The sequence below is a fragment of the Priestia filamentosa genome (assembly GCF_900177535.1).
GTDB lineage: Bacteria > Bacillota > Bacilli > Bacillales > Bacillaceae_H > Bacillus_I > Bacillus_I filamentosa.
The window spans coordinates 268621-290554 of record NZ_FXAJ01000004.1 but is presented as its reverse complement, the minus strand read 5'-3'; the positions used below and the strand labels follow the sequence as shown (position 1 = coordinate 290554).

Sequence of the window (21934 nt, the reverse complement as noted above, 5' to 3'; positions counted from 1 at the left end):
TAAACACCTTATTTTCTCACCAGTTAAGTTTCTCTTTGCAGTGCCTAATAAATAACTGAGGATTTTCCTTAACCAAGTAAGAAAACACTCCTTTTGTTGTATGTAAGTAGAGAAAACCATAGCTTTTTGTTGTAATCCGATACGAGACATCAAGAACTGCTTTAATAGCAAATTGCTCCGCTCCTGCTACAATTTTATCTTCGTAAAGTTCAAGCTGATATTCTAACTCCTCATATTCTTGACGATTATGTTTAATCTTTTTTGTAATATGGATATATGGATGTGAACTAATCATTCTTTTCCTCCTCCCTTACTATCATTCCCCTTTCCAACAAAAACACACAAAAGAGAGCACATACTAACTCCTTATAGTTTTCTTTTTAATAAAAAGGAAGACCTACAATAAGTATTAAATGATACTTATGAATGCGTAAAAATTTGAACTACTCTCCTTAGTTTAGTAAAAAAATTCACAAATATTATCTTGGTCTTTTTAGTTTCCTGAAAACAGCTCATAACATAAAAGCTAACTAAGATTGATAGATTCAGATTTATGAAAATGTTCTTCTTATAGGTAACACAAAAAAGCTAGGCATTCAATCATTTGATTCAATGTCTAGCTTTTTTTATTATTATATCTTATACGTAACCTTCGCTCTTCTCCATTGCTCAACAGCTCCACTTCCAGCTAAAACGCCAAAAACAATAAGCAGAAATCCAATAAATTGTGTTATATAAAGCGATTCTCCAAGAAAAAGATAAGATGAGATTAACGCAAAAAATGGGTTTAAATTAATAAATACGGCAGATTCGCTTGCCCCAATGTGTTGCATGGCATAATTGTATGTCATATGTCCAAAAGCTGTGGCAAGAAGTGCCGAACCTATGAAAACAAGCCAAATTAAATAGTTGTCTGTTTTCATCATAGCTAATCCTTGTGGCTCAACAGCAAGGCTAACAAAGAATAAACCAGCTGAGCCAACAATCATAAGCCATCCTGTCATAAGACGAGCATCAATGTTCGTTGAGGCTTTTTTAATAAGCACAAAACTGATTGCTTGGGATACCGCAGCTAAAAAGATTTGCACATCACCGTACGATGTACTAATTGCTCCGCCATGCCCTGCTACGAGAGCAAAACTTACTCCAAAAAACGCAAAAAGAATTCCAACTACCTTCATTATGCTAAACTTTACTTTTAACAAAAATAGAGATGCAATAGCTGTTAAGATAGGAACAAGGCCTAGAATTAGTCCTCCGTTCATAGCCGTTGTATTGGTTAAACCGACCGATAGAAAGTAGTGGTGACCAACAATATTGAACAGGCTCACAACACAAATAAAACTAAACTCTTTAAATGTGAGTTTTCGCACCACTCCTTTTACAGAAAGAAAAAGAAGGACAGCTACACCTGCTACAAAAATCCGGAAAGCGGTCATTGTGACAGGCGCAAATTCATTCACTAAAAGCTTGAGCCAAATAATATTTAATCCCCACATTGCCATTACTGCTACAAGAAGTGCATATACCGTTGTTTTCTTCACTTTTTCACCTGATTTCCCCTTATTCACATATCCAATGTTTATTGTAACTCCTTTCCAGCTTTCCTGAAAGAATGAATTTAACGGACAAAATAAAAAAATGGAAAAAGACCTAGTCTTTTTCCATCAGTGGCCAATCATATAAAAGTTAATCATAAAAGCGATACAAATAATATAAAGAAACGGATGAATTTCTCTATACCGACCTGTTAATAATTTTAGAAATGTATAAGCAAGAAAACCAAAAGCAAGTCCGTCCGCAATACTAAACGTAAGAGGCATCATAACAATTGTTAAAAATGCGGGAATAAGCTCTGTGAAATCTTCCATATTAATATTTTTAATATCACTAAGCATAAGCGCTCCAATAATAATAAGCGGAGGAGCTGTTGCGACAGTTGGAATGAACTGAATAAGAGGAGCTAAAAACAGAGTCAGTAAAAATAAAACAGCTACTGTTAACGATTTTAATCCTGTTCGGCCACCTTCTGTAATTCCTGTCGCATTCTCAATATATGTGTTAAGAGCCGTACTTCCAAATAAAGCACTTGCCATTGTACCGATAGAATCTGCTGTTAACGCCCGATTTAAATTAGGGATCTTTCCATTCTCATCTTCTAATCCTGCTTTACGTGATAATCCGATGAGTGTTGCTAATGTATCAAAAAGTTCAACAATTGTGAATGAAAACACAATAGAAAAGATACCATATGCAAATGCTGCTCCAATATCAAGTTTCATAAAAGTCGGCGCAACACTCGGTAAATGGATGGTGAGCACATCACTTACATGAGTTGGGAGACTTTGCACACCTGTGATCATGGCAAGAAGCGTTGTTAAGATAATCCCTAATATAATAGCACCTTTCATCTTACGTGCCATAAAAACAGCAGATAACAAAACTCCTACTAGCGCAATAATAGGACCTGAACTTGCTAACTTTCCTAACCCAACAAAGTTAGAATCGTCTCCTACAACAATTCCGGCATTTTTTAATCCAATAAAGGCCACAAAAAGCCCGATCCCAACTGTAATCGAAGATTTTAGCACAGAAGGAATAGCATCAATAATCTTCCCTCTTATCCCTGTTGCAGTGAGGATGAAGAAGATGACTCCTGAAATAAAAACAGCTCCTAGTGCTGTTTCCCATGAAAGTCCTTCTCCGATTACAACGGAATAAGTAAAAAAGGCGCTAAGCCCCATTCCAGGACCTGTAACAACTGGGAAGTTCGCCCAAAGAGCCATAAGAAGAGTACTAAAGGCAATAGCGAAAATTGTAGCTGCTAATGCTGCCTCTTTTGGCATTCCTGTCTCTGATAAAATAAGCGGGATTACAACGATAACATAACTTACAGTCATAAACGTTGTCAGACCTGCCAGCATTTCTTTTTTCACCGTCGTGCCTCGAGCAGATAGCTCAAAAAAACGATCCAAAAAAGCGAAAGAATCATTTGATGACTCCGGCTTTTGCTTTTCCAAATTCTTTCACTCCTTTTTTGCTGAAAGAAAAAAAGAACGGAAATATCCGCTCTGACATTTCATACGTATTGCGTTATATTATAATAAGAAAAAAAGAGATTTACTAGGGAAATAAGAGAAGTCTTTATTTTCAAATATTACGCACAGCGTAGATAGAGAAAGGATATATTCTACATGTTATTTTATTCAAGTCCCATTCGTTTACTCATCACACTCATACTTGCTGTTGTCGGAGGTACTATATTTTCATTTTTTCACATTCCACTTTCTTGGATGCTTGGCTCATTAACAGCAACGCTCGTCTTCTCACGATTTTCATCCTTTCCACTTCTTTGGCCTGTTCAATTGAGAAATGTAGGGCTTCTTTTGATCGGCTATATGCTTGGACGCTCGTTTACAAAAGAGACGTTGCTTCGTATGATTCATCATCTTCCATCAATGCTTCTTCTAACAATTCTTATTTTAGTATTTAGCAGCATCCTTGCTTATTATGTTTCAAAGGTAACAAATATTAATTTAAAGAGTACTTTGACAGGCAGCATTCCTGGAGGTCTTTCTCAAATGATTGTGCTTGGGGAAGAGCTGAAGGGAATTGATTTAACTGTTGTTACGTTTATTCAAGCAACAAGACTTATGGCCGTTGTTTTCACAGTTCCATTTTTGGCTTCTTTTTTTAGCAATCAAGAACGAACACCCATGAAAAATATTTTAACTACTTTCTCGCTTCATGATCTCTTTACATACATAGGGCTTCTTTTAATTGGTTTGCTATGTGCTATAGCCGGAAAGTATTTTAAACTTCCCACACGCTTCTTACTTGGCCCTATTTTAACAACTGGTATTTTTGTTATTGCAGGCGGGACAGCTCCACATCCCCCTGATCTTATTACGGATGGAGCTCAGCTCTTAATGGGTACATATCTTGGACTCATTTTAAAACCAAACAAACTCACACATAAAGCTCGCTTTAGTTTTTTTGCCATTCTCACAGCTTTTTCACTTATTTTGTTTTCTTTTCTTTCCGGAATGCTTCTTTTTTTATTTTTTAACATTCCTATAACAACTGCTTTCTTAAGTGTGGCGCCTGGAGGAATGGCTGAAATGGCCGTTGTAGCAGAAGAAGTTAAAGCATCACTAGCTGTTGTAACAAGTTTTCAACTGTTTCGCATCTTATTCATTTTATTTCTTATGCCCCCATTTCTGAGGTGGCTCTTTAAGCAAGCTTTTTTCAAGCGTTTAGAACAAAGAACAGATAAACAAAGAACATAAGTAAGAACCCCGCTTCTTTCCAAGTAGAAGTGGGGCTTTCCCAAAATAACAAAAGATGGGGATTTGGGTGTAGGGAACCTCAGTATGTATACTGAGAGATAAGATACATCTTCAGGAGACAATCTAATCTTATTTTTATAATAAAAGAAACTCTCTTTTCTCTCCACCTTTATGTAAGAACTTCTAACATATTTATTCTCTTCTTGTTCCCTCTCCTCTCTTTCTCACTTATATAATAGAAAATAAATTTCTTCATGTCATTTTCTATAACGTTAGATAAACAAAGAAAGTTGCTTTTTTTATAAAAATATGAGTAAAAAAGTCATATTCTCCACATACTACCTTTAATACTTTGAATAGAAGGTGAGAAAAGTGAAAAAGATGGTAGTTAAAGTTGCTGCCTCTCTGTTTATTTTATCATGGACAATGGTTGCTCCTGTTGTATACGAAACAATGTCACATCAAACACTAGCAGCAGGAGATATAAAAGGAAAATGGGAAAACACTCAAAGTGGAACAATGATGGAACTAACACCTAGTGGACAACTCCTTCGCTCAGGCGTTAAAGTTGGTAAATATCAAATTGTCAGTGCAACAGAACTTCAGCTTTCAACAGAAGCTGGGGTACGTACTGTTAAGTATGAATTGGAAGGTAACACATTAAAATGGGGTAAGCATTTAGAAGAAACATTTAAACGTGCTCAATAAAAGAGGAATCGGCTTAAGCCGATTCCCCTTTCTCTAATAAAATAATTAGGCCCATCATAAGGACAGTTGTCACAATACTTAACGTAACAATAAAGGAAGTTGAAGCAGTCGCAATAGCACTTATATCCTTCATTGAAAAGTAGAAGATTGAAAGAAGAATAATAAAGGATGGCAAAATTAAAAAGGTAACAAGTGGTCTTTTTGCTTTGACTCTAATCCAACGATATAAGGTTTCAACGATAACGCTTCCTGTCAGCATAACTAAGCCAAGAAAATAATAAGAAATAGCACTCGGGCTTTTTATGGCATCTTCTACAATTATTGAAAGAAACTTTGCTAATGAAATATGTATAACAATACCAATATTAAAGCCAGCAATGAGCTCCCACCCTTTATATTTCAAGGTTGAAAAGCGATTTATAATTAGTCCAAGAGAAAAATAGAGTAAAAACAGAACAACAAACCATATATAATATAAAGAAGGAAGATCTCCAGAAAAAAGCTCGATTAAAAAATTCACTCCTACTTTTAATACTTCAATAAGTACGCTTTCCACTCCTTTAAATTAAGATGCGTTATGAAGAACACTTGTGAAACTTACTGTAATTGTCGTTCCTTTCCCAACTTCGCTTTCTACATTAATTTCCGCGCCGTGTAATTGTGTAATTTGTTTAGATATCGCCATCCCAAGACCTGTTCCATAGCTTCGCTCTTCTGTGTTTGTTCCCCTGTAATAGCGTTGAAACAGGTTAATTTTTGTCTCTTCGCTCATTCCTGAACCATTGTCTTTTACGCTAATAAAAACATCCTCTTTTGTAGCCAAAATAGACACCCACACATTTGTACCTTTCTCATTATGCTTAATGGCATTTGCAATAATGTTTTCTAACACGCGCTGAAATAACGCTTGATCAATAGAAACATAAATAGATTCTTGATAACTTTCAAAATGAAGGTGCTGGCCATGACTTGGATCATTAATAAACGAAATGACACAGCGCCTTACAAATTCATTCAATTCCACCTGTTCATAGTCAAGTGAAATTTGATCATTTTGAAGTCTGTACGTTAAATTTAAATCATTAATAAGCTCAGACATATACGCTCCTTTTTGTAAAATTGTCCGAGCAAACTTTTGAGCCTCTTCCTTACTCCAATTATACTGCTCATCTGCTACAAGAAGCTGTGCATATCCGTTAATCGAAGCAAGTGGAGTTTTTAAATCGTGAGAAAGCCCTGTAATCCATTCTTCGCGCATCTCGTCAATCCGAAGGCGCATTTCTTTGTTGGAACGAAGCTTTTCAGTTAAATGAGCAAGGGATGTGTTGACTTCCCGGAAAAGGCGATACGACCTTTTTAACTTTCCATTTTTCTTAAAAGCTTTGCTTTCTTTTCTCTTTGTTAACGGTTCTTCATACTTACCGTAGGCTAAATTATGAAGCCATTCCACCATATGTAGCGTTGGTTTTGTAAGACGCCTTGAATACCAAAGAGCAAAGAGGATCCACATCATTAAAATAATAACGGCTACAAAAATAAAGATGTGTATGGCGTATTCTTCAAACGATTGAGCATTGCTATACGGAAATTGAATCTGAGTATCATGCGGGACATTTACGACCCATGTTCTTCCTGTCTCTTTATCATAGCGAGAAGAAATGTCTGTTTCATATCTTGCGTCATATGTGGCATTAGATGTTAAATCTTCTAAAGTATATTGATCTTTACTATATTTAGTTTTATTAAAAGAGAATTCTTCTCCCCCATCTTTACTAAACACTTGAAGAGAAGCATCATTTTTTCTTAACTCTTTTTTCAACTGTTCTGGAAGTATCAATTCTCCTTCTTTAACTTCCCCATCCTGTTTAGCTTTTTCAATCCACTGCTCAGCTTTTGGTTTTTCACCGTAAAGAAGCGTATACTTCTCACTGCTTCCTCGATAAAGAAAAAGTTGATAGTTTGACTCAGTTCTTCTTTCCCATTTATCTGCAAGTTCTGCTGGATTGTAGCGTGTTGGAACATCACTAGGAGTATAAAAAGAGGCTTTTACATGCCCTTTATTATCTAATACTTGGAGCCAGCCTCCATGTTCTTTAATAGCATCTAAATATTTTTGGCTGAATTTTACTTCTACTTCTCCTTCCTCCATAAAATCTCCCATGTATTCAAGGCCACCTCTAGCAAAGTCTCGTTTCATTTCATACTCTCCCATACCAAATCCAAGAAACATAAAAGCACCAAAAGTGACAAGAAGAACGAGTATCATAGAAAGTAACGATTGCCATCCATAATGAAAAATAAACCTTCCTTTTAATTTCATGACAAAGTTCCTTCCGTCATAAGCTTATACCCGAGTCCTCTTACCGTTACTAGATGTTTTGGCTTACTTGGATTTTCTTCAATTCGTTCCCGAATGCGACGAATATGAACCATTACCGTATTTTCATCACCTTCAATAATCCGTTCGTTCCATACTTTCTCATAAATTTGTGCTTTGCTAAACACTTGATTTGGATGCTTACAAAAAAAGAGAAGAAGCTGAAAAACTTGAGCAGGACACTCTATTTTTTGTCCTTTCACTGTAAGCTCTCCTGCTCGTTCACAGATCATCACGTTTCCAAATGAAAACTGTTCTTGCTCACGTGTGACTTCTGCTTCATTTAATCCACGACGTCTTAGCTGTGCTTTAATGCGGGCCACAACTTCAAGCGGATTAAATGGCTTTGTAATATAGTCATCTCCTCCAATCGCAAATCCTGTTAATTTATCAAGATCTGACTGACGTGCCGTTAAAAATAAAATAGGGGCATTTGTAAGCTGCCTAATTTGCGGACACAAGTCAAATCCAGAGCCATCTGGAAGCATAATATCTAACACAATTAAATCAAACTGTTCTTGCTTACAATATGAAAACGCGTCCTTTACGTTATGAGCTATTTTAATATTTGAAAAGCCTTCTTTCTTTAGTACAACACCAAGCATTTCTGTTAAAGCCTTCTCATCATCAACAAGTAATATTTTTTCATTGTTCATCACTAACACTCCTTGGAACATTATTCCTAATAATCCAATCGTAGCATTATCCTAAAAAATTGAGAATTACTTTTTATGACTATTTAACCATAATTAAGGTATTGTTAAGCTAGTAGTTGAAGGCTGGTAATGTTCATACGATATAGTGGAGTTAGAACTTATATAAAGGAGATTAAATATATGAAAAATGCTCTTTCCCCTCTCAGAGGTGCTGAACGAATTTCTTCTGTTGATACAATGAGAGGCTTTGCTCTCTTTGGAATTTTGCTTGTTAATATGCTCATTTTTCAATATGGACTATTTGGTGAATATGAATATATTGAAACAGCTCAAGGATTGGAAAAGATTTCAGCCTCCTTCATTAATATTTTCGGTACCGGAAGCTTTGTAACCCTTTTTTCTTTTCTATTTGGATTTGGTGTTATGATTTTAAGAGATCGAAGTCGAGAAAAACAGCGACGTTTTTGGACCGTTTACTTACGCCGCCTCCTTCTTCTTCTCGCATTTGGACTTTTACATGGAACTTATATTTGGGAAGGTGATATTTTAACATCTTACGCTTTATGCGGCTTTTGTTTATTTTTGTTTCTCTGGTGCAAACCAAAAGTATGGCTTACAATTGCTCTTGTAATTATCGGTTTGATGAGCGCCTTTTCATTTATTCCTGCCGAGGAAGGAAGTGAAGATACTCTAGAAGCAAGTCCTTCCTACCTTGCACAAGAAAAAGAAGTATATGCAACAGGCTCTTATAGTGAAGTTGTTCATTTTAGAAACAATAGTATGCCTTTTGAAGATACAAGCGATGGAGAGATGATTGCTTTTGGTATCTTTGGTGTTCTTGCTTCTCTTCCTATGTTCTTTTTAGGAGCATATGTTGCTGCTAAGAGGTGGCTGCATGAGCCAGATCGCTATGTTTCTCTTTATAAGAAAATGTGGTGGATTTCTCTTCTCATTGGATTTCCATTAAAAATCGTCCCACAATTTTTGCAAAATGAAAGTTTAGAAGGTCTTAGTGCTTCATTAGGAGCTCCTCTTGTCGCCATTTTTTATATTTCAAGCATTGCTCTTTTAACCTATAGTAATCGATGGAAAAAGCTATCTAATGCGTTAGCTCGAGCTGGAAAACTTTCTCTAACAAACTATCTTTCTCAATCCATCTTCTTTACCTTCCTTTTTTATGGATATGGATTTGGATTATTCAGTAAAGTAGGGGTTACAAGCGGTATCGTATTTACCCTTGTTTTCTTTACGATTCAGCTTTTCCTTAGCAAACTGTGGCTCCAATTCTTCATTATTGGACCTTTAGAATGGATTTGGAGACTTTGGACATATTTGAAGATTCCTAGCATTAAAAGAAAGAAAAAAAAGCGGCCTACGCAAATTTCCGCTGGTCTGTAATCTATCTTTCTATTTACAAAAAAGTATCTTTCTTTTATGATGTGTATAAGCGAAAAAACTGTATAGTACAACGCACTAGGGGTGCTAATTAGCTGAGATGTGAATTTTTGTTCCGATCCCTTATAACCCGATCTAGATAATACTAGCGTGGGGAAGTGTAGCAATATACGACTTTTATGTTGATTGACTCTACATTTTTGTCTATTTTACTGCATCTTCCTTAAGATGCAGTTTTTTTGTGTTCATAAACTTTTAGGAGGAAGTAGAAATGAATGAACAGCTTTGTGGAACAAGTAGGATCTATGGATGTCGCTTCTCTCTTTATCCAATGTGCGATAACTTTATTGAAGTGATTAAAACGGCGCTAAGAGAGGTTGATACATCAAAAGTATGGATTAAAACGGATAATGTGAGCACATGTGTACGCGGAAGGAATGAACATGTTTTCGACGTTGTAAAAGCTATTTATCTTCATGCAGCTAAAACAGGAACTCACGTTGTATTGAATGGTTCCTTCTCTGTTGGATGTCCTGGAGATTCTGAAGGTGATGTTTACTTATCCGAAGATGATGTGCTCTTAAACGAGGAGAAAAGCAAGGATATTTCGATTGAAACAGCTATGCAGTTCGCTCTTTATCCAATGGGGATTCCTCACTATATGGACGTGATTGTGGATGGCGTTAACACAGCAAAAGACGAGGGAGTATTTGTTGCTGGTGTTCACTATGCAACACATCTTGATGGCGATACGCACACTATTTTCAGGACAATTAAGGATGCTTTTCTTTCTTCTCACAAAGAAGCAAGTCACGTTGTAATGACCGTCAACTTATCAGCAAACAGCCCTTCAACAAAAAGAAAGCCTGGTGATGGAAAATGACAAAGAGCTGGAAACTAAAAGAAATTGTCGTAATGTCGGCATTAGCTGTTGTGTTTGCTGTTGTGTACCTTCTTTTCACACAGCTTGGAAACATTTTATTTGGAATGTTCGGACTCTTAGTATATGAATTTATTTTCGGAATATGGTTTATCGTTTCAATTATTACAGCCTATATCATTAGAAAACCAGGAGCAGCCCTCATTTCAGAAACAATTGCTGCTGCTGTTGAACTGCTGATTGGAAACGCCTCAGGTCCTCGTCTTCTTTTAACAGGAGTTGTCCAAGGGATAGGTCCTGAGCTTGTATTCGCAGCTACTGGTTGGAAACGATACTCGCTGCCGATTCTTATGCTAGCTGGTATGGGTGCCTCTGTAACAAGCTTTATTATGGGCTATTTCTTGTCCGGCTACAATGCTCTTGACCCTTCTTATGTTAGTACAATGCTTACTGTCCGACTTGTCAGCGGAGCTCTTCTCGCTGGTTTACTTGGTAAATGGCTAAGTGATCAATTGGCAAACACAGGTGTTTTAAATGGGTTTGCGCTTGGAAAAGAACATAAAAAACGGGTGGGAACAAAAAATGATCGAAAATCGACTGCCTCTTAATGTTAAAAATTTAAGTTTTTCATTTGAAGAAGATGAAGAAAAAAAGCTGAAGAATATTTCCTTTTCAGCCTCTAAAGGTGACAGTATTTTTGTATTAGGACCAAGTGGTGCAGGCAAAAGTACCCTCACGCTTTGCCTTAATGGATTGTATCCAGAGGCTGTTGACGGTAGTTTGAATGGAGAAGTACAAATTTTCGGAAGAGACCTTTCTTCCTTTGAAACTGGAGAAGCCTGCCAATATGTAGGGGTAGTATTTCAAAATCCAGATAATCAGTTTTGTATGTTAACGCTCGAAGATGAAGTTGCTTTTGGGCTTGAAAATATTAACTATCCAAAAGAAAACATGGAAGAGCGAATTGATGAAATGCTCTCCCTTGTTGGACTTCTTCCTTATAAACAAAGCTCTATTTCAATTCTATCTGGAGGTCAAAAACAAAAGCTAGCACTTGCTTGTGTGCTCGCTCTTCAACCAGACATTCTTATTCTAGATGAACCAACTGCAAATCTTGATCCTGCTTCAACGAAAGAACTTGTTTCACTCGTCTCAACGCTACAGGAGGAATATAAATTTACGCTTTTAGTTATTGAACATAAATTAGATGATTGGGTTCATCTCATAAAGCGCTGTTTAGTTTTTAATAAAGACGGAGAAATGATCCTTGATACTTCGTTAGAAGACTGTTTTAAACATCATTATGAACTTTTGATTGAACATGGGACATGGATTCCGCATATTAGTTCCCTTGCCTATACAGGAATTGAAAAAGGCTGGTACAAAAAAGGAGCTCTCCCTCTTTCAATGGAAGAGTTTCTAAAAGGACTTCAGTCTTCTCCTCCCTTTTTCAATAGAAAGAAAAAGAAAAGAGAAAAAGAAACGCTTATTGATGTTCAAGATGTTTCTTTTTCTTATCAAAAGAAAGGCCCTTCACTTCTTACCAATCTTTCTTTTAAAATTGGCCGAGGCGAAATCGTAGCTCTTATTGGAACAAATGGTGCTGGAAAGTCTACGCTCTCCACCTTGCTTTCTCGTTTAAAAAAACCTTCTTCAGGCCAAATTTTATTAGAAAATAAAAATTTAAAAGAATGGGATGAAAAAACACTTCGTCAAAAAACAGGCTATGTGTTTCAAAACCCAGAGCATCAGTTCGTAACAGATAGTGTTTTTGAAGAAGTAGCATTTGGCCTTCGTCTACAAGGTTTATTAGAAGAAGAGGTAACAGAGAAAACGAAACATGTGCTAGAGGTATTCCAGCTTTTGCATGTTAGAGATCAAAATCCCTTTTCACTAAGTCAAGGTCAAAAGCGACGCTTAAGTGTAGCAACAATGCTTGTCGATGAACAATCCTTTTTAATTTTAGATGAACCAACGTTTGGACAAGATGCACAAACAACAAAAGAGCTACTAACCCTTTTAGATCAACGTGTCAAGGACGGGACAACAGTACTTTTAATTACTCATGATATGGAGCTTGTTCACGAAAAAGCTGATCGAGTTCTCGTTTTACATGAAGGAAAGTTGCTTTTTAATGGACCGACAGAATTCCTTTGGGAAGAACAAGCTTTGCTTGAAAAAGCCAATCTTGACCTCCCGCTCGAAATAAAAGTTCAATGTGCGCTAGAGAAAGAAGGTGACCTCCTTGCAACTTGAAGAGATTAATCCTGCCATAAAAGGACTTGTTGTTTTACTGTCTGTTATTTTCTTATCGCTCTTTTTGACAGTGTGGACGCCTTTATTATTCTTTATCATCACCGTCTTAGCCACATTTGCATTTGGCAAGGTTTCTTTCAAAAAATGGCTCCTTGTTCTGCTTCCTTTTCTGCTTGTGGCTTTTGGCTACTTTTGGACTTCTATTGTTTTTGGGGATGAAGAATTTAAAACAGGAAGCAAAGTTATCGCTCATGTTTGGTTTATTACGGTTACAGAGACAACGCTTCAAAATGGACTTAGCCTTGCTTTAAGAGTGCTTGGTTTTGCCTCTCTCTCATTGTTATTTATTTTTACTACAGATAAAACAGAGCTGATGTTAAGTCTTATGCAGCAATGTAAGCTGCCACCTAAATTTGCTTACGGTATACTAGCAGGTTATCGCTTTTTACCCCAGATGAAGGATGAGTTTCAAACCATTCAAAATGCTCATCGTATTCGCGGAATTAAACGAGCAACAACGCTTAAAGACCGAATTCATCAGTTGAAGCGTTATATTATTCCTCTTTTAGCAAGTGCTATTCGTAAAGCAGAACGAACAGCACTTGCTATGGAGTCAAAAGGATTTACAGGAGCGAAAGGACGCGTTTTTTATAAAACAACGTCTATCAAAAAGAAGGATGCCATTTTCCTTCTCTCCACTTTCCTCGTGATGGCCATTTGCTATTATGCTCCTAAGCTTTTTCAATTTACGTTTTAACACAAAAAGGAGCGATTTCTCATACGAGAACTCGCTCCTTTTGTGTTACATCATCATTCGTTTTCCTTCTTTTAGCTCTACTTCTTGTTTAAACTCTTTTCCTTCTCGCTTGCCTTTTACTCGAATAAAGTAGTAAATATAACAAGCAATGAAAAAGCCGCCTCCCCAATAAAGAGCTAATCGTTGTTCTCCATCAAACGCCATGCTTGCCATAACGATAAGATTTGCAATTAAAGCCACTGCAGGTAAAAATGGATAAAGCGGAGTTTTGAACTTTAAATCTTCTACTTTTCCGCCTTGTTGCACATATTTCTTTCTAAATGCTAGATGTGACCAGGTAATGGCAATCCAACCAATTTGCGCTCCTAATCCTGCAAGTGACAGAAGCCAAACAAATACGGTTTCTGCTGCAAAAACGCTTGAAAGAAGCGATAAGAGTGCTACAGCAAGTGTAATCAGCAACGCATTCATTGGAATCCCTTTTTTATTTACTTTAGCAATTGAAGGGCTTGCCATTCCTTCTTTAGAAAGCGAATAAAGAATACGAGTTGCTGCATAAAGACCTGAGTTTGCAACAGATAAAAGTGCAATTAAAATTACAAAGTTCATAATATCTGCTGCATACGGTACTCCAACTTTATCTAACACAGCCACGAACGGACTTTCAACAACGCCCGCCTGCTCTCTTGGTAATACCCCTGCTACGATAACTACAGAAAGAACAAAGAAGAAAAGCGTTCTCCATACCGTTTGTCGAATAGATTTTGGAATTGTTTTTTCAGGATTTTCACTCTCTCCTGCCGCAATCCCGATAAGCTCTGTTCCTTGGAACGAAAAGTTTACGCTAATCATCGTAATAAGAAGAGCCGTTACGCCATTTGGAAAAAGACCGTCGCTAACAAAGTGAGAGAAAAACGGCGCGCTTTCTCCACCTTTCATGTCTACAAGCCCAAACATTGCGGCTCCGCCGACAATAATAAATAATAAAATAGCTAATATCTTAATACTCGAAAAGACAAATTCAGATTCCCCAAATGCCTTTGCTGATAAAGCATTTAGTAAAAAGACAACTATAGTAAAGATTAAACACCACATCCAAATTGGCGAATCTGGAAACCATCGTTGCATAAGCTGACCTGATGATAAAAACTCTAGGGCAACCGTTACACCCCAACCTAACCAGTATAGCCAGCCAATCGCAAATCCCGTTGCAGGACCAATAAATTTTGTAGCATATGTCTGGAATGATCCCGATTCAGGCATTGCAACAGACAACTCACCTAAACAAACAAGGGTTAAGTACATTACAAGTCCACCTACTAAGTATGATAAAACCGCACCTAGTGAACCTGCTTGGTTAATTGTATATCCTGACCCTAAAAAGAAGCCTGTTCCAATACAGCCTCCTAAGGAGATCATAAACAAGTGTCGGGCTTTCATTGTTCTTTGTAAGCCATTATTTTGTTGTTCATTATTACTCATTAAAACACTCCTTTAACCATATTCAAAATAATGAATAGGTTATACATAAAATAAGCTCATTTCTCTATTCTACTGAACTTGAAAGAGAAGTTCTAGAGGTAAATAAATAGACTGAATATTAGTTTATTTGAATAATTTTACACTTGGTTTTTTTCTCATCACAAATAGCCGGTAAAAAGGCAGTACAGCACATTTTCCACCGGCACTCCACTTTTTCTTCTTTCACAATAATTACATCATTATACATAACAAGCGAATTTTTATTAAGGGGCTAACGAACTAGAAATTTAATCTATTCATGACTCTTCATTTATTTTTATGCTTCTTGTTTTGTAAAGAATCAATATGCCCTATGATAAGAAGTAAAATAGCGAAAAATAGTTTACTATACGAAGATAGCGATATACTCTCCATCCAGTCGTCTACAATGGAAAGAGATCCATAAAGAAAGAGAAGTTCTACTCCATACTTTAAAAGAACGGTTACTTTAAACTGTGCAGAGATCCCTGTTACTATAATCTTCAATAGATACTCAAAAGCTCTAGAAATCCACTTACAAAAGAAAGAAGTAAAATAAATAAGCAAATAGACCAAATAGAGTCATAACTCGACTTTGAAATATGAAAAAAACCAACTGTTCCAAATAAAACACCAAAGAAAATGACACTAACTGAAAATAAGACGAGAAGTACAATTAAAGTTATAGCAATGATATGGCTTCCTACGCTTTTTGAATTTCTCTTCATAGTTTCCCTCCTAACCATTATTTTAATCCTCATTCTTCTTTCTTCACAATAAAAATAAGACACGGCTGTATGCCGTGTCTTATTTTTCTCTTCTGGCGAAATCGACGAACTGAAATTTATCAAGGCGATGTCTTGATTCCGTGTATTGAAAAAGAGTCGCATCTTCAAGATAAACGTAGTTGCGCACAACAACAACGTGGTCATATCCTTTTAAATCTAAATATGCGTAGTCTTCTTCTGTGCATTTTTCCACAACAAATTCTTTTTTAGCAAAACTGATAATCAACCCTAAGTCTTTCTCTAAATACTCGTAAATAGAGTTCTTACAAATCTCAACTGTCAATTGCTCAACAATACTTTGTTTGAAGTAATCTTTGTCTAAAATAACATTTTCCCCATCAAAATTTCGTGAGCGGACAACTTGCCACACCTTCTCTCCTGGCGAGAGTTCTAACACTTTCTCTAAAAATGCGTTCCCTTCCATTTCCGTAAGCTCGTTTACTTTTGTTTTAGGTGGATTACTCATCTCTTTAGAAAGCTCTTTAAAGCTAACAAGGCCTGAAATAGGGAGGTTAAATTGTGTCATATCCAGAACAATGGATCCCTTTCCGCGAATCTTTTGGATATAGCCGTTTTGAGCTAACAAGTTTAGCGATTTACGAATTGTTTCTCTTGATGTTTTATAATGCTCGGCAAGTTCGTGCTCTGAGGGAAGTTTGTCACCTGGCTTGTACTCCCCTCTTTTCACGTCCTGTACAATATTTTGATATATACTCATATATTTATTTTCTTTCATTTTCATCACCATTATAAAGTGTAATTGTTGTTCATTACATATGGCAATAGCTATTATTACTTTTTCGAAAGATAAATAACTGATTCATAAGGTCGTAACGTTATCGTTCTTTGTAATGAAGGAGCATCATTGTAGTTTCCTAACAGAAGCTCACCATTTTCTATCACACTTTCAGGTAAAGAAAATGATTGGTCTTCACTATAAAAGTTATTGAGTACAACAAGCTGTTCTTCTTCTGTATTACGTGTATACGCAAAAATTCGTTCATCTTTTCGTAATAATAGCTTATAATCTCCTTCTGTAATTATATTGTACGTTTTTCGAAGGTCTATCAATTTTCGATAGTGATAAAAAATGGACTCTTCATCTTCTAACGCTTCTTTCACATTAATATGTTCATAGTTCGGAGCAAGTGAAATCCATGGTGTTCCTGTCGTAAAACCACCATGCTCATCACCATTCCACTGCATTGGTGTTCTCGAGTTATCCCGAGACTTTTGCTTTAAAATGGCTAGAATTTCTTCCTCTGACCATCCTTCTTCCTTTTTTTCTTTAAACATATTCAGTGATTCAACATCGCGATATTGTTTAATATCACTAAAATAGGGATTTGTCATTCCAATCTCTTCACCTTGATAAATGTATGGTGTTCCTTTCATCATATGAACAACAGTTGCGAGCATTTTTGCTGATTCTTTATGATATTCTTGATCATTTCCATAGCGGGAGACAACTCGCGGCTGGTCATGGTTGCACCAAAAAAGTGCATTCCAGCCGTCCCCTTTGTCCATATATTCTTGCCAGTGTGAGAGGATTTCTTTGAGCTGTAAGAAATCAAATGGTGCGTTGCTCCATTTCTCACCGTCTTTATAATCTACTTTCAAATGATGAAAGTTGAAGGTCATATTCAGCTCCTGTCTTTCCGGATTTGTATACTTTACACATTCCTCTGGAGCTGTTGATGACATTTCCCCAACTGTCATTACGTTATATTTTGAAAATACCGTTCTATTCATTTCATTCATATATTCATGAACACGCGGACCATCTGTATAATATTTACGTCCATCTCCATTATCATCATCTAAAAAGCGCTGATCTTTTGAAATCACATTAATAACATCAAGACGGAAACCATCCACACCTTTTTGGAACCAGAAGTTCATCATTTTATAAACTTCTTGGCGTACCTTTTCATTTTCCCAGTTTAAATCAGCTTGGGTAACATCATAAAGGTGCAAATAATATTGGTTGCTATCTTCGTCATATTCCCATGCAGATCCACCAAACTTGGATTTCCAGTTCGTTGGTGGCCCCCCTTCTTTTCCTTCTTTCCAAATATAGAAATCTCGGTAAGGGTTAGAGGGACCTTTCTTTGCTTCTTTGAACCATTTATGGGCTGTTGATGTATGATTAACAACAATATCCATAACAATTTTTAATCCTTTTTCATGCGCTTGAAAAAGAAGGTCTTCGAAATCTTCCATTGTTCCATAAGGTTCATAAATCTTATAATAATCACTAATATCGTAACCGTTATCGTTTTGAGGTGATTCATAAATTGGGGTTAGCCAAATAACATCAACACCTAATGTTTTTAAGTAATCAAGCTTTTTTGTAACCCCTTTAAGATCGCCAACTCCTGTTCCTTCTGTATCATAAAAACTTTTAGGGTAGATTTGATAAACGACGGCCTTTCTCCACCATTCATATTTCATAACCTTTTATCCTCTCCTCTTTTTATCTCTTTATTGGCTTATAGAACGTTTTACTTCCACTTCTTTTCGATTTGCGAATTTCCCCATTACAAGGGTTAATAAAAACGGAACAACAATGCTTATGCCCATTCCTATGAAAAAGACAGGCCAAAATGATGGAATAATAGAGAAAAAGGCTGGTAAACCTCCAACTCCAACAGATGAAGCTTTAACAAGATTTGTTGCTAACACTATTCCTCCAATAGCAGAACCGATAATTGCCGCAATAAAAGGATAGCGGAAACGTAAATTGACGCCAAACATGGCTGGTTCTGTAACACCTAAGTAAGCAGAAAGAGATGAAGCACCTGCAAGGCCTTTGACTTTTTCATTTTTTGTAACAAGCATCATCGCAAGAGCCGCTGATCCTTGTGCAATATTAGAAAGAGCAAGCATAGGCCACAAGAAAGTTCCGCCAATTGTACCAATAAGCTGAAGATCAACTGCTAAAAACGTATGATGCATTCCTGTAATAACAAGCGGCGCATAAAGCCCTCCGTATACAAGTCCTCCAACAATTGGAGCTTTATCAAATAAATAAACAACTCCGTCTGTAATAAGACCACCAAGATTCATTGTGATTGGACCAATGATAATAAAGGATAAGAACCCTGTTACTAAAAGAGCTACTGGAGCTACCACTAACAGCTGAATCGCATCTGGTATTCTTTTTCTTAAGAATTTTTCAATTTTAGCAAGAACGTACGAAGCTACTAACACAGGCAGAACTTGCCCTTGGTAACCAACTTTCTCAATTTCAAGACCAAATAAGTTCCATGTTGCAATATCACCTTTAGTTTGCGCTTCTCCATATCCCCACGCGTTTAAAAGATCTGGGTGGACAAGCATCAATCCGAGAACAATTCCTAATATCGGACTCCCCCCAAATTTTGTCACCGCTGACCAACCGATTAATCCAGGCAAGAAGGTAAAGGCTGTATTAGCAATTAAATTAATAATATTTGCAAAGTCTCCCCATTGTGGGTATACATCAACAACAGATTTGCTATCAAAAAAGATATTTGGATTTGTTAATATGTTATTAATCCCCATTAAAAGACCTGCGGTTACGATAGCTGGAAGAATCGGAATAAAGATGTCAGCAAGAGCTTTGACAGCACGTTGAAGCGGATTCATTTTTTTAGATGCTTCATCTTTCACTTCTTCTTTTGAAGATTCTCCAACACCTGTAATGTTTACAAATTCCTTGTACACTTTATCAACTGTTCCCTGTCCAATAACAACTTGAAATTGTCCATTTGTTGAGAAAGATCCTCTAACAAGATCTATATTATTTAGATCTTCATGATTTACTTTACTCTCATCTTTTAACACAAGTCGTAAACGTGTGACACAATGTGTTGCTGTTAAAATATTTTCTTTTCCTCCTAAAGCATGGACAATCTGTTCTACAGATGCTCTGTTCACTATGGAAACGCCCCCTTATTTGTTAACGCTTACAAATCAATCATTTAATTCCCTTTTTAATAAAATTCAATAAAAACAAAAACATGTATATACAAGTTACATTGTTATTTTACCTTGTATATACATGTCTCGTCAACTATAAATAAACGGCTTTCATTTTCTTCCTCTTCTTTCTTCATGTATAATAAAATACGAATAGTAGATTATGAATTTTAATCTATCCATCATATGTTTTTAGATTAGGCTGGTGATTATTTTGGTAGAATTGAAAAACGCAGAAAGTATGCTATTAAAACACTTTGGATATGAAACATTTCGTCCTGGACAGGAAGGAGTGATTACGAGCATCCTCGAAAAACGAAATACGCTCGGTATTATGCCAACTGGCGGTGGGAAATCAATTTGTTATCAAATTCCGGCTCTTCTTTTTGAAGGAATTACCCTCGTTATTTCCCCATTAATTTCCCTCATGAAAGATCAGGTAGACTCTTTAAACTCTATTCATATCCCTGCTACATTTTTAAATAGTTCTCTTTCACATGAAGAAATATCAGATATAATGTGGGAAATTGAAAACGGCATTTATAAAATTGTATATGTGGCACCAGAACGGTTTGAGTCTTTAGAATTTGTAACATGGCTTGAGAAGCTCCCTTTAACATTTATTGCTTTTGATGAAGCTCACTGTATTTCAAAATGGGGTCATGATTTCCGTCCAAGCTATCGGTCTATTGTAAACCGTATTTTTTCTCTTCCTCAAAATGTTGTTGTAGCAGCTTTAACAGCAACTGCTACAGAAGAAGTAATGAACGATATATGTACTCTTCTTTCTATTGAAAAAGAAGATACCTATGTAACAGGCTTTGCACGAGAAAATTTATCGTTTCAAGTTCTGCGTGGAGTTGATAAGCAAAAATACCTTCTACAGTACATTGAAAATCATCAAAAAGAGGTAGGGATTATTTATGTTGCTTCTCGCAAACTCTGTGACCAACTCTCAACATTATTAACTAAAAAAGGAATTAAAGCTCGAGCTTATCATGCTGGTCTTTCAGACGTTGAGCGACAAGAGGCTCAAAATGATTTTATTTATGACAACTGTCAAGTAATTGTTGCGACAAATGCATTTGGAATGGGAATCGACAAATCTAATGTTCGATATGTCATTCACTACAACATGCCTAAAAATATTGAAAATTACTATCAAGAAGCAGGACGCGCTGGCCGTGATGGAGAAGAAAGCGAATGTATTCTTCTCTTTCATTCTCAAGATGTGAGTGTCCAGAAATTTCTTATTGAACAATCTACATCAGCAGAACGACAACAACAAGAATATGAGAACTTACAAACAATTGTTCAATATTGTCATACAGAGCAATGCTTGCAGAGCTATATTCTTTCTTATTTTCAAGGAAAAGAAGATCAGAGCACATGTGGCAAATGTTCAAATTGCCTTGATACGGGAGAAAAAATTGATATTACAAAAGAAGCGCTCATGATTCTTTCTTGTGTGAAACGGATGAAAGAACGCTTCGGTGTTACATTAGTTGCTCAAGTGTTGAAAGGCTCTAAAAACAAGAAAATTCTCCAGTTTAACTTTCAAACTTTGTCAACCTACGGACTGATGAAAGAGAAAACCGAAAAACAAATTTCTTCCCTTATTCATTATTTGTTAGCTGAAAAGTACCTTTTACTTACAAACCACCAATATCCGACCGTTTATATCGGCGAAAAAGGATACTCCCTTTTACAAGGAAAAGAAACGGTATGGAAACGTGAGATTGAAACAAAAACAGCTCCAGAGCAAATGATAGATGAACAATTATTTGAGCGTTTGCGAACATTGCGAAAAGAAATAGCTGATGAAAAAGGCTATCCACCATATTTAATTTTTGCAGATGGAACTCTTAAAGATTTTAGTCGCTATTATCCAACAACAAAAGGAGCCTTTCTGAATATGAATGGAGTGGGCGAAATTAAGTTTGAACGTTACGGTCAGCCGTTTTTAGAGGCTATTTCAGCTTTTGTATTAGAAAATAATATTACTCCAATCCAAAAGCTATCAGATACTTCATCTTCTAAACAAGAAACAGGAGATCAAAAAAGTTATGTTGTTTCATATGATCTTTTTCAACAAGGGCATGATACTAAAACAATTGCAAAAGAGCGTTCTATGACCCAGCAAACGGTTGAAAAACACATTTTGCGAGCTGTAGAAGAAGGCTATCCAATGGAATGGGGTAAAATTTTCACAGGTGAGCAAGAAGAAGCCATTTTAACGGCTATTGAAAAAGTGGGAACAGAGCGATTAAAACCAATTAAAGAAGAACTTCCAGCATCAATTGAATATTTTATGATCCAATCTGTACTATGCAAACATAAATTATAAAAAAGCAGCTCCTATGCG

Annotated in this window: 20 protein-coding genes and 1 riboswitch; of the genes, 8 read left to right on the top strand and 12 right to left on the bottom strand. The window is 36.3% G+C overall.

Annotated elements, in window-relative coordinates; genetic code table 11:
• Positions 1–16 precede the first annotated feature (16 nt).
• From B9N79_RS17590 to B9N79_RS17580, 3 genes are all read right to left on the bottom strand, one after another.
• On the bottom strand, positions 17–295 hold the full coding sequence (locus tag B9N79_RS17590; RefSeq protein ID WP_019393721.1) for a hypothetical protein: 279 nt from the start codon (positions 293–295) through the stop codon (positions 17–19).
• 337 nt (positions 296–632) lie between these two features.
• Positions 633–1544 carry a DMT family transporter gene (locus B9N79_RS17585; RefSeq protein WP_040057241.1) on the bottom strand — a complete coding sequence of 304 codons (912 nt, stop codon included), beginning with the start codon at positions 1542–1544 and terminating at the stop codon, positions 633–635.
• Between the two features lie 123 nt (positions 1545–1667).
• Complete coding sequence (locus B9N79_RS17580) at positions 1668–3020, bottom strand: NCS2 family permease (protein ID WP_046216736.1); 1353 nt, start codon at positions 3018–3020, stop codon at positions 1668–1670.
• A 174-nt stretch (positions 3021–3194) separates the two neighbouring features.
• Between B9N79_RS17580 and B9N79_RS17575 the strand changes: the two genes are divergently transcribed.
• Positions 3195–4289 (top strand): AbrB family transcriptional regulator, encoded by a 1095-nt coding sequence (locus B9N79_RS17575; protein WP_019393724.1) that lies wholly within the window; start codon positions 3195–3197, stop codon positions 4287–4289.
• 372 nt (positions 4290–4661) lie between these two features.
• Positions 4662–4997: a hypothetical protein gene (locus B9N79_RS17570; RefSeq protein WP_040057104.1), complete on the top strand. Its 336-nt coding sequence runs from the start codon at positions 4662–4664 to the stop codon at positions 4995–4997.
• Between the two features lie 13 nt (positions 4998–5010).
• Here B9N79_RS17570 and B9N79_RS17565 read toward each other — a convergent pair whose 3' ends face one another.
• Genes B9N79_RS17565 through B9N79_RS17555 form a run of 3 tightly spaced genes read right to left on the bottom strand, consistent with a single transcriptional unit; the run spans position 5011 to position 8030 of the window.
• On the bottom strand, positions 5011–5553 hold the full coding sequence (locus B9N79_RS17565; RefSeq protein WP_040057105.1) for a DUF5823 family protein: 543 nt from the start codon (positions 5551–5553) through the stop codon (positions 5011–5013).
• Positions 5554–5562: 9 nt separating this feature from the next.
• On the bottom strand, positions 5563–7317 hold the full coding sequence (locus tag B9N79_RS17560) for a sensor histidine kinase (RefSeq protein WP_048896702.1): 1755 nt from the start codon (positions 7315–7317) through the stop codon (positions 5563–5565).
• Complete coding sequence (locus B9N79_RS17555; RefSeq protein WP_046216734.1) at positions 7314–8030, bottom strand: response regulator transcription factor; 717 nt, start codon at positions 8028–8030, stop codon at positions 7314–7316. Before B9N79_RS17555 ends, B9N79_RS17560 begins: the two co-directional genes overlap by 4 nt.
• Positions 8031–8210: 180 nt before the next feature.
• Between B9N79_RS17555 and B9N79_RS17550 the strand changes: the two genes are divergently transcribed.
• The 5 genes from B9N79_RS17550 (at position 8211) to B9N79_RS17530 (ending at position 13318) form a co-directional block, all read left to right on the top strand.
• Positions 8211–9428, top strand: coding sequence for a DUF418 domain-containing protein (locus tag B9N79_RS17550; RefSeq protein ID WP_046216733.1), 1218 nt, complete (start codon positions 8211–8213; stop codon positions 9426–9428).
• A gap of 67 nt (positions 9429–9495) precedes the next feature.
• Positions 9496–9599, top strand: a riboswitch (TPP riboswitch).
• A 97-nt stretch (positions 9600–9696) separates the two neighbouring features.
• Positions 9697–10308: a YkoF family thiamine/hydroxymethylpyrimidine-binding protein gene (locus B9N79_RS17545; protein ID WP_046216732.1), complete on the top strand. Its 612-nt coding sequence runs from the start codon at positions 9697–9699 to the stop codon at positions 10306–10308.
• Entirely contained in the window at positions 10305–10913 is a 609-nt protein-coding gene (locus B9N79_RS17540) for an ECF transporter S component (protein WP_048896701.1), read from the top strand. The genes B9N79_RS17545 and B9N79_RS17540 overlap by 4 nt, the downstream gene beginning before the upstream one ends.
• Positions 10888–12561 (top strand): ABC transporter ATP-binding protein, encoded by a 1674-nt coding sequence (locus B9N79_RS17535; protein ID WP_046216731.1) that lies wholly within the window; start codon positions 10888–10890, stop codon positions 12559–12561. The genes B9N79_RS17540 and B9N79_RS17535 overlap by 26 nt, the downstream gene beginning before the upstream one ends.
• The gene (locus B9N79_RS17530; RefSeq protein WP_046216730.1) at positions 12551–13318 is read left to right on the top strand and encodes an energy-coupling factor transporter transmembrane component T family protein; all 768 of its coding nucleotides are present in this window, start codon (positions 12551–12553) and stop codon (positions 13316–13318) included. Before B9N79_RS17535 ends, B9N79_RS17530 begins: the two co-directional genes overlap by 11 nt.
• A 45-nt stretch (positions 13319–13363) precedes the next feature.
• Here B9N79_RS17530 and B9N79_RS17525 read toward each other — a convergent pair whose 3' ends face one another.
• The 6 genes from B9N79_RS17525 to treP form a co-directional block, all read right to left on the bottom strand.
• On the bottom strand, positions 13364–14800 hold the full coding sequence (locus tag B9N79_RS17525) for an amino acid permease (RefSeq protein WP_019393734.1): 1437 nt from the start codon (positions 14798–14800) through the stop codon (positions 13364–13366).
• Positions 14801–15106: 306 nt separating this feature from the next.
• Entirely contained in the window at positions 15107–15325 is a 219-nt protein-coding gene (locus B9N79_RS17520) for a YrvL family regulatory protein (protein ID WP_046216729.1), read from the bottom strand.
• Positions 15322–15546 (bottom strand): hypothetical protein, encoded by a 225-nt coding sequence (locus tag B9N79_RS25865; RefSeq protein WP_046216728.1) that lies wholly within the window; start codon positions 15544–15546, stop codon positions 15322–15324. The genes B9N79_RS17520 and B9N79_RS25865 overlap by 4 nt, the downstream gene beginning before the upstream one ends.
• A 79-nt stretch (positions 15547–15625) precedes the next feature.
• Complete coding sequence (treR, locus tag B9N79_RS17515) at positions 15626–16342, bottom strand: trehalose operon repressor (protein WP_019393736.1); 717 nt, start codon at positions 16340–16342, stop codon at positions 15626–15628.
• Between the two features lie 56 nt (positions 16343–16398).
• On the bottom strand, positions 16399–18060 hold the full coding sequence (treC, locus tag B9N79_RS17510; protein WP_046216727.1) for an alpha,alpha-phosphotrehalase: 1662 nt from the start codon (positions 18058–18060) through the stop codon (positions 16399–16401).
• A gap of 30 nt (positions 18061–18090) precedes the next feature.
• Positions 18091–19527 carry a PTS system trehalose-specific EIIBC component gene (gene treP, locus B9N79_RS17505; protein ID WP_019393738.1) on the bottom strand — a complete coding sequence of 479 codons (1437 nt, stop codon included), beginning with the start codon at positions 19525–19527 and terminating at the stop codon, positions 18091–18093.
• A gap of 256 nt (positions 19528–19783) precedes the next feature.
• Between treP and recQ the strand changes: the two genes are divergently transcribed.
• On the top strand, positions 19784–21916 hold the full coding sequence (recQ, locus tag B9N79_RS17500) for a DNA helicase RecQ (protein WP_197064166.1): 2133 nt from the start codon (positions 19784–19786) through the stop codon (positions 21914–21916).
• Positions 21917–21934: the final 18 nt, after the last annotated feature.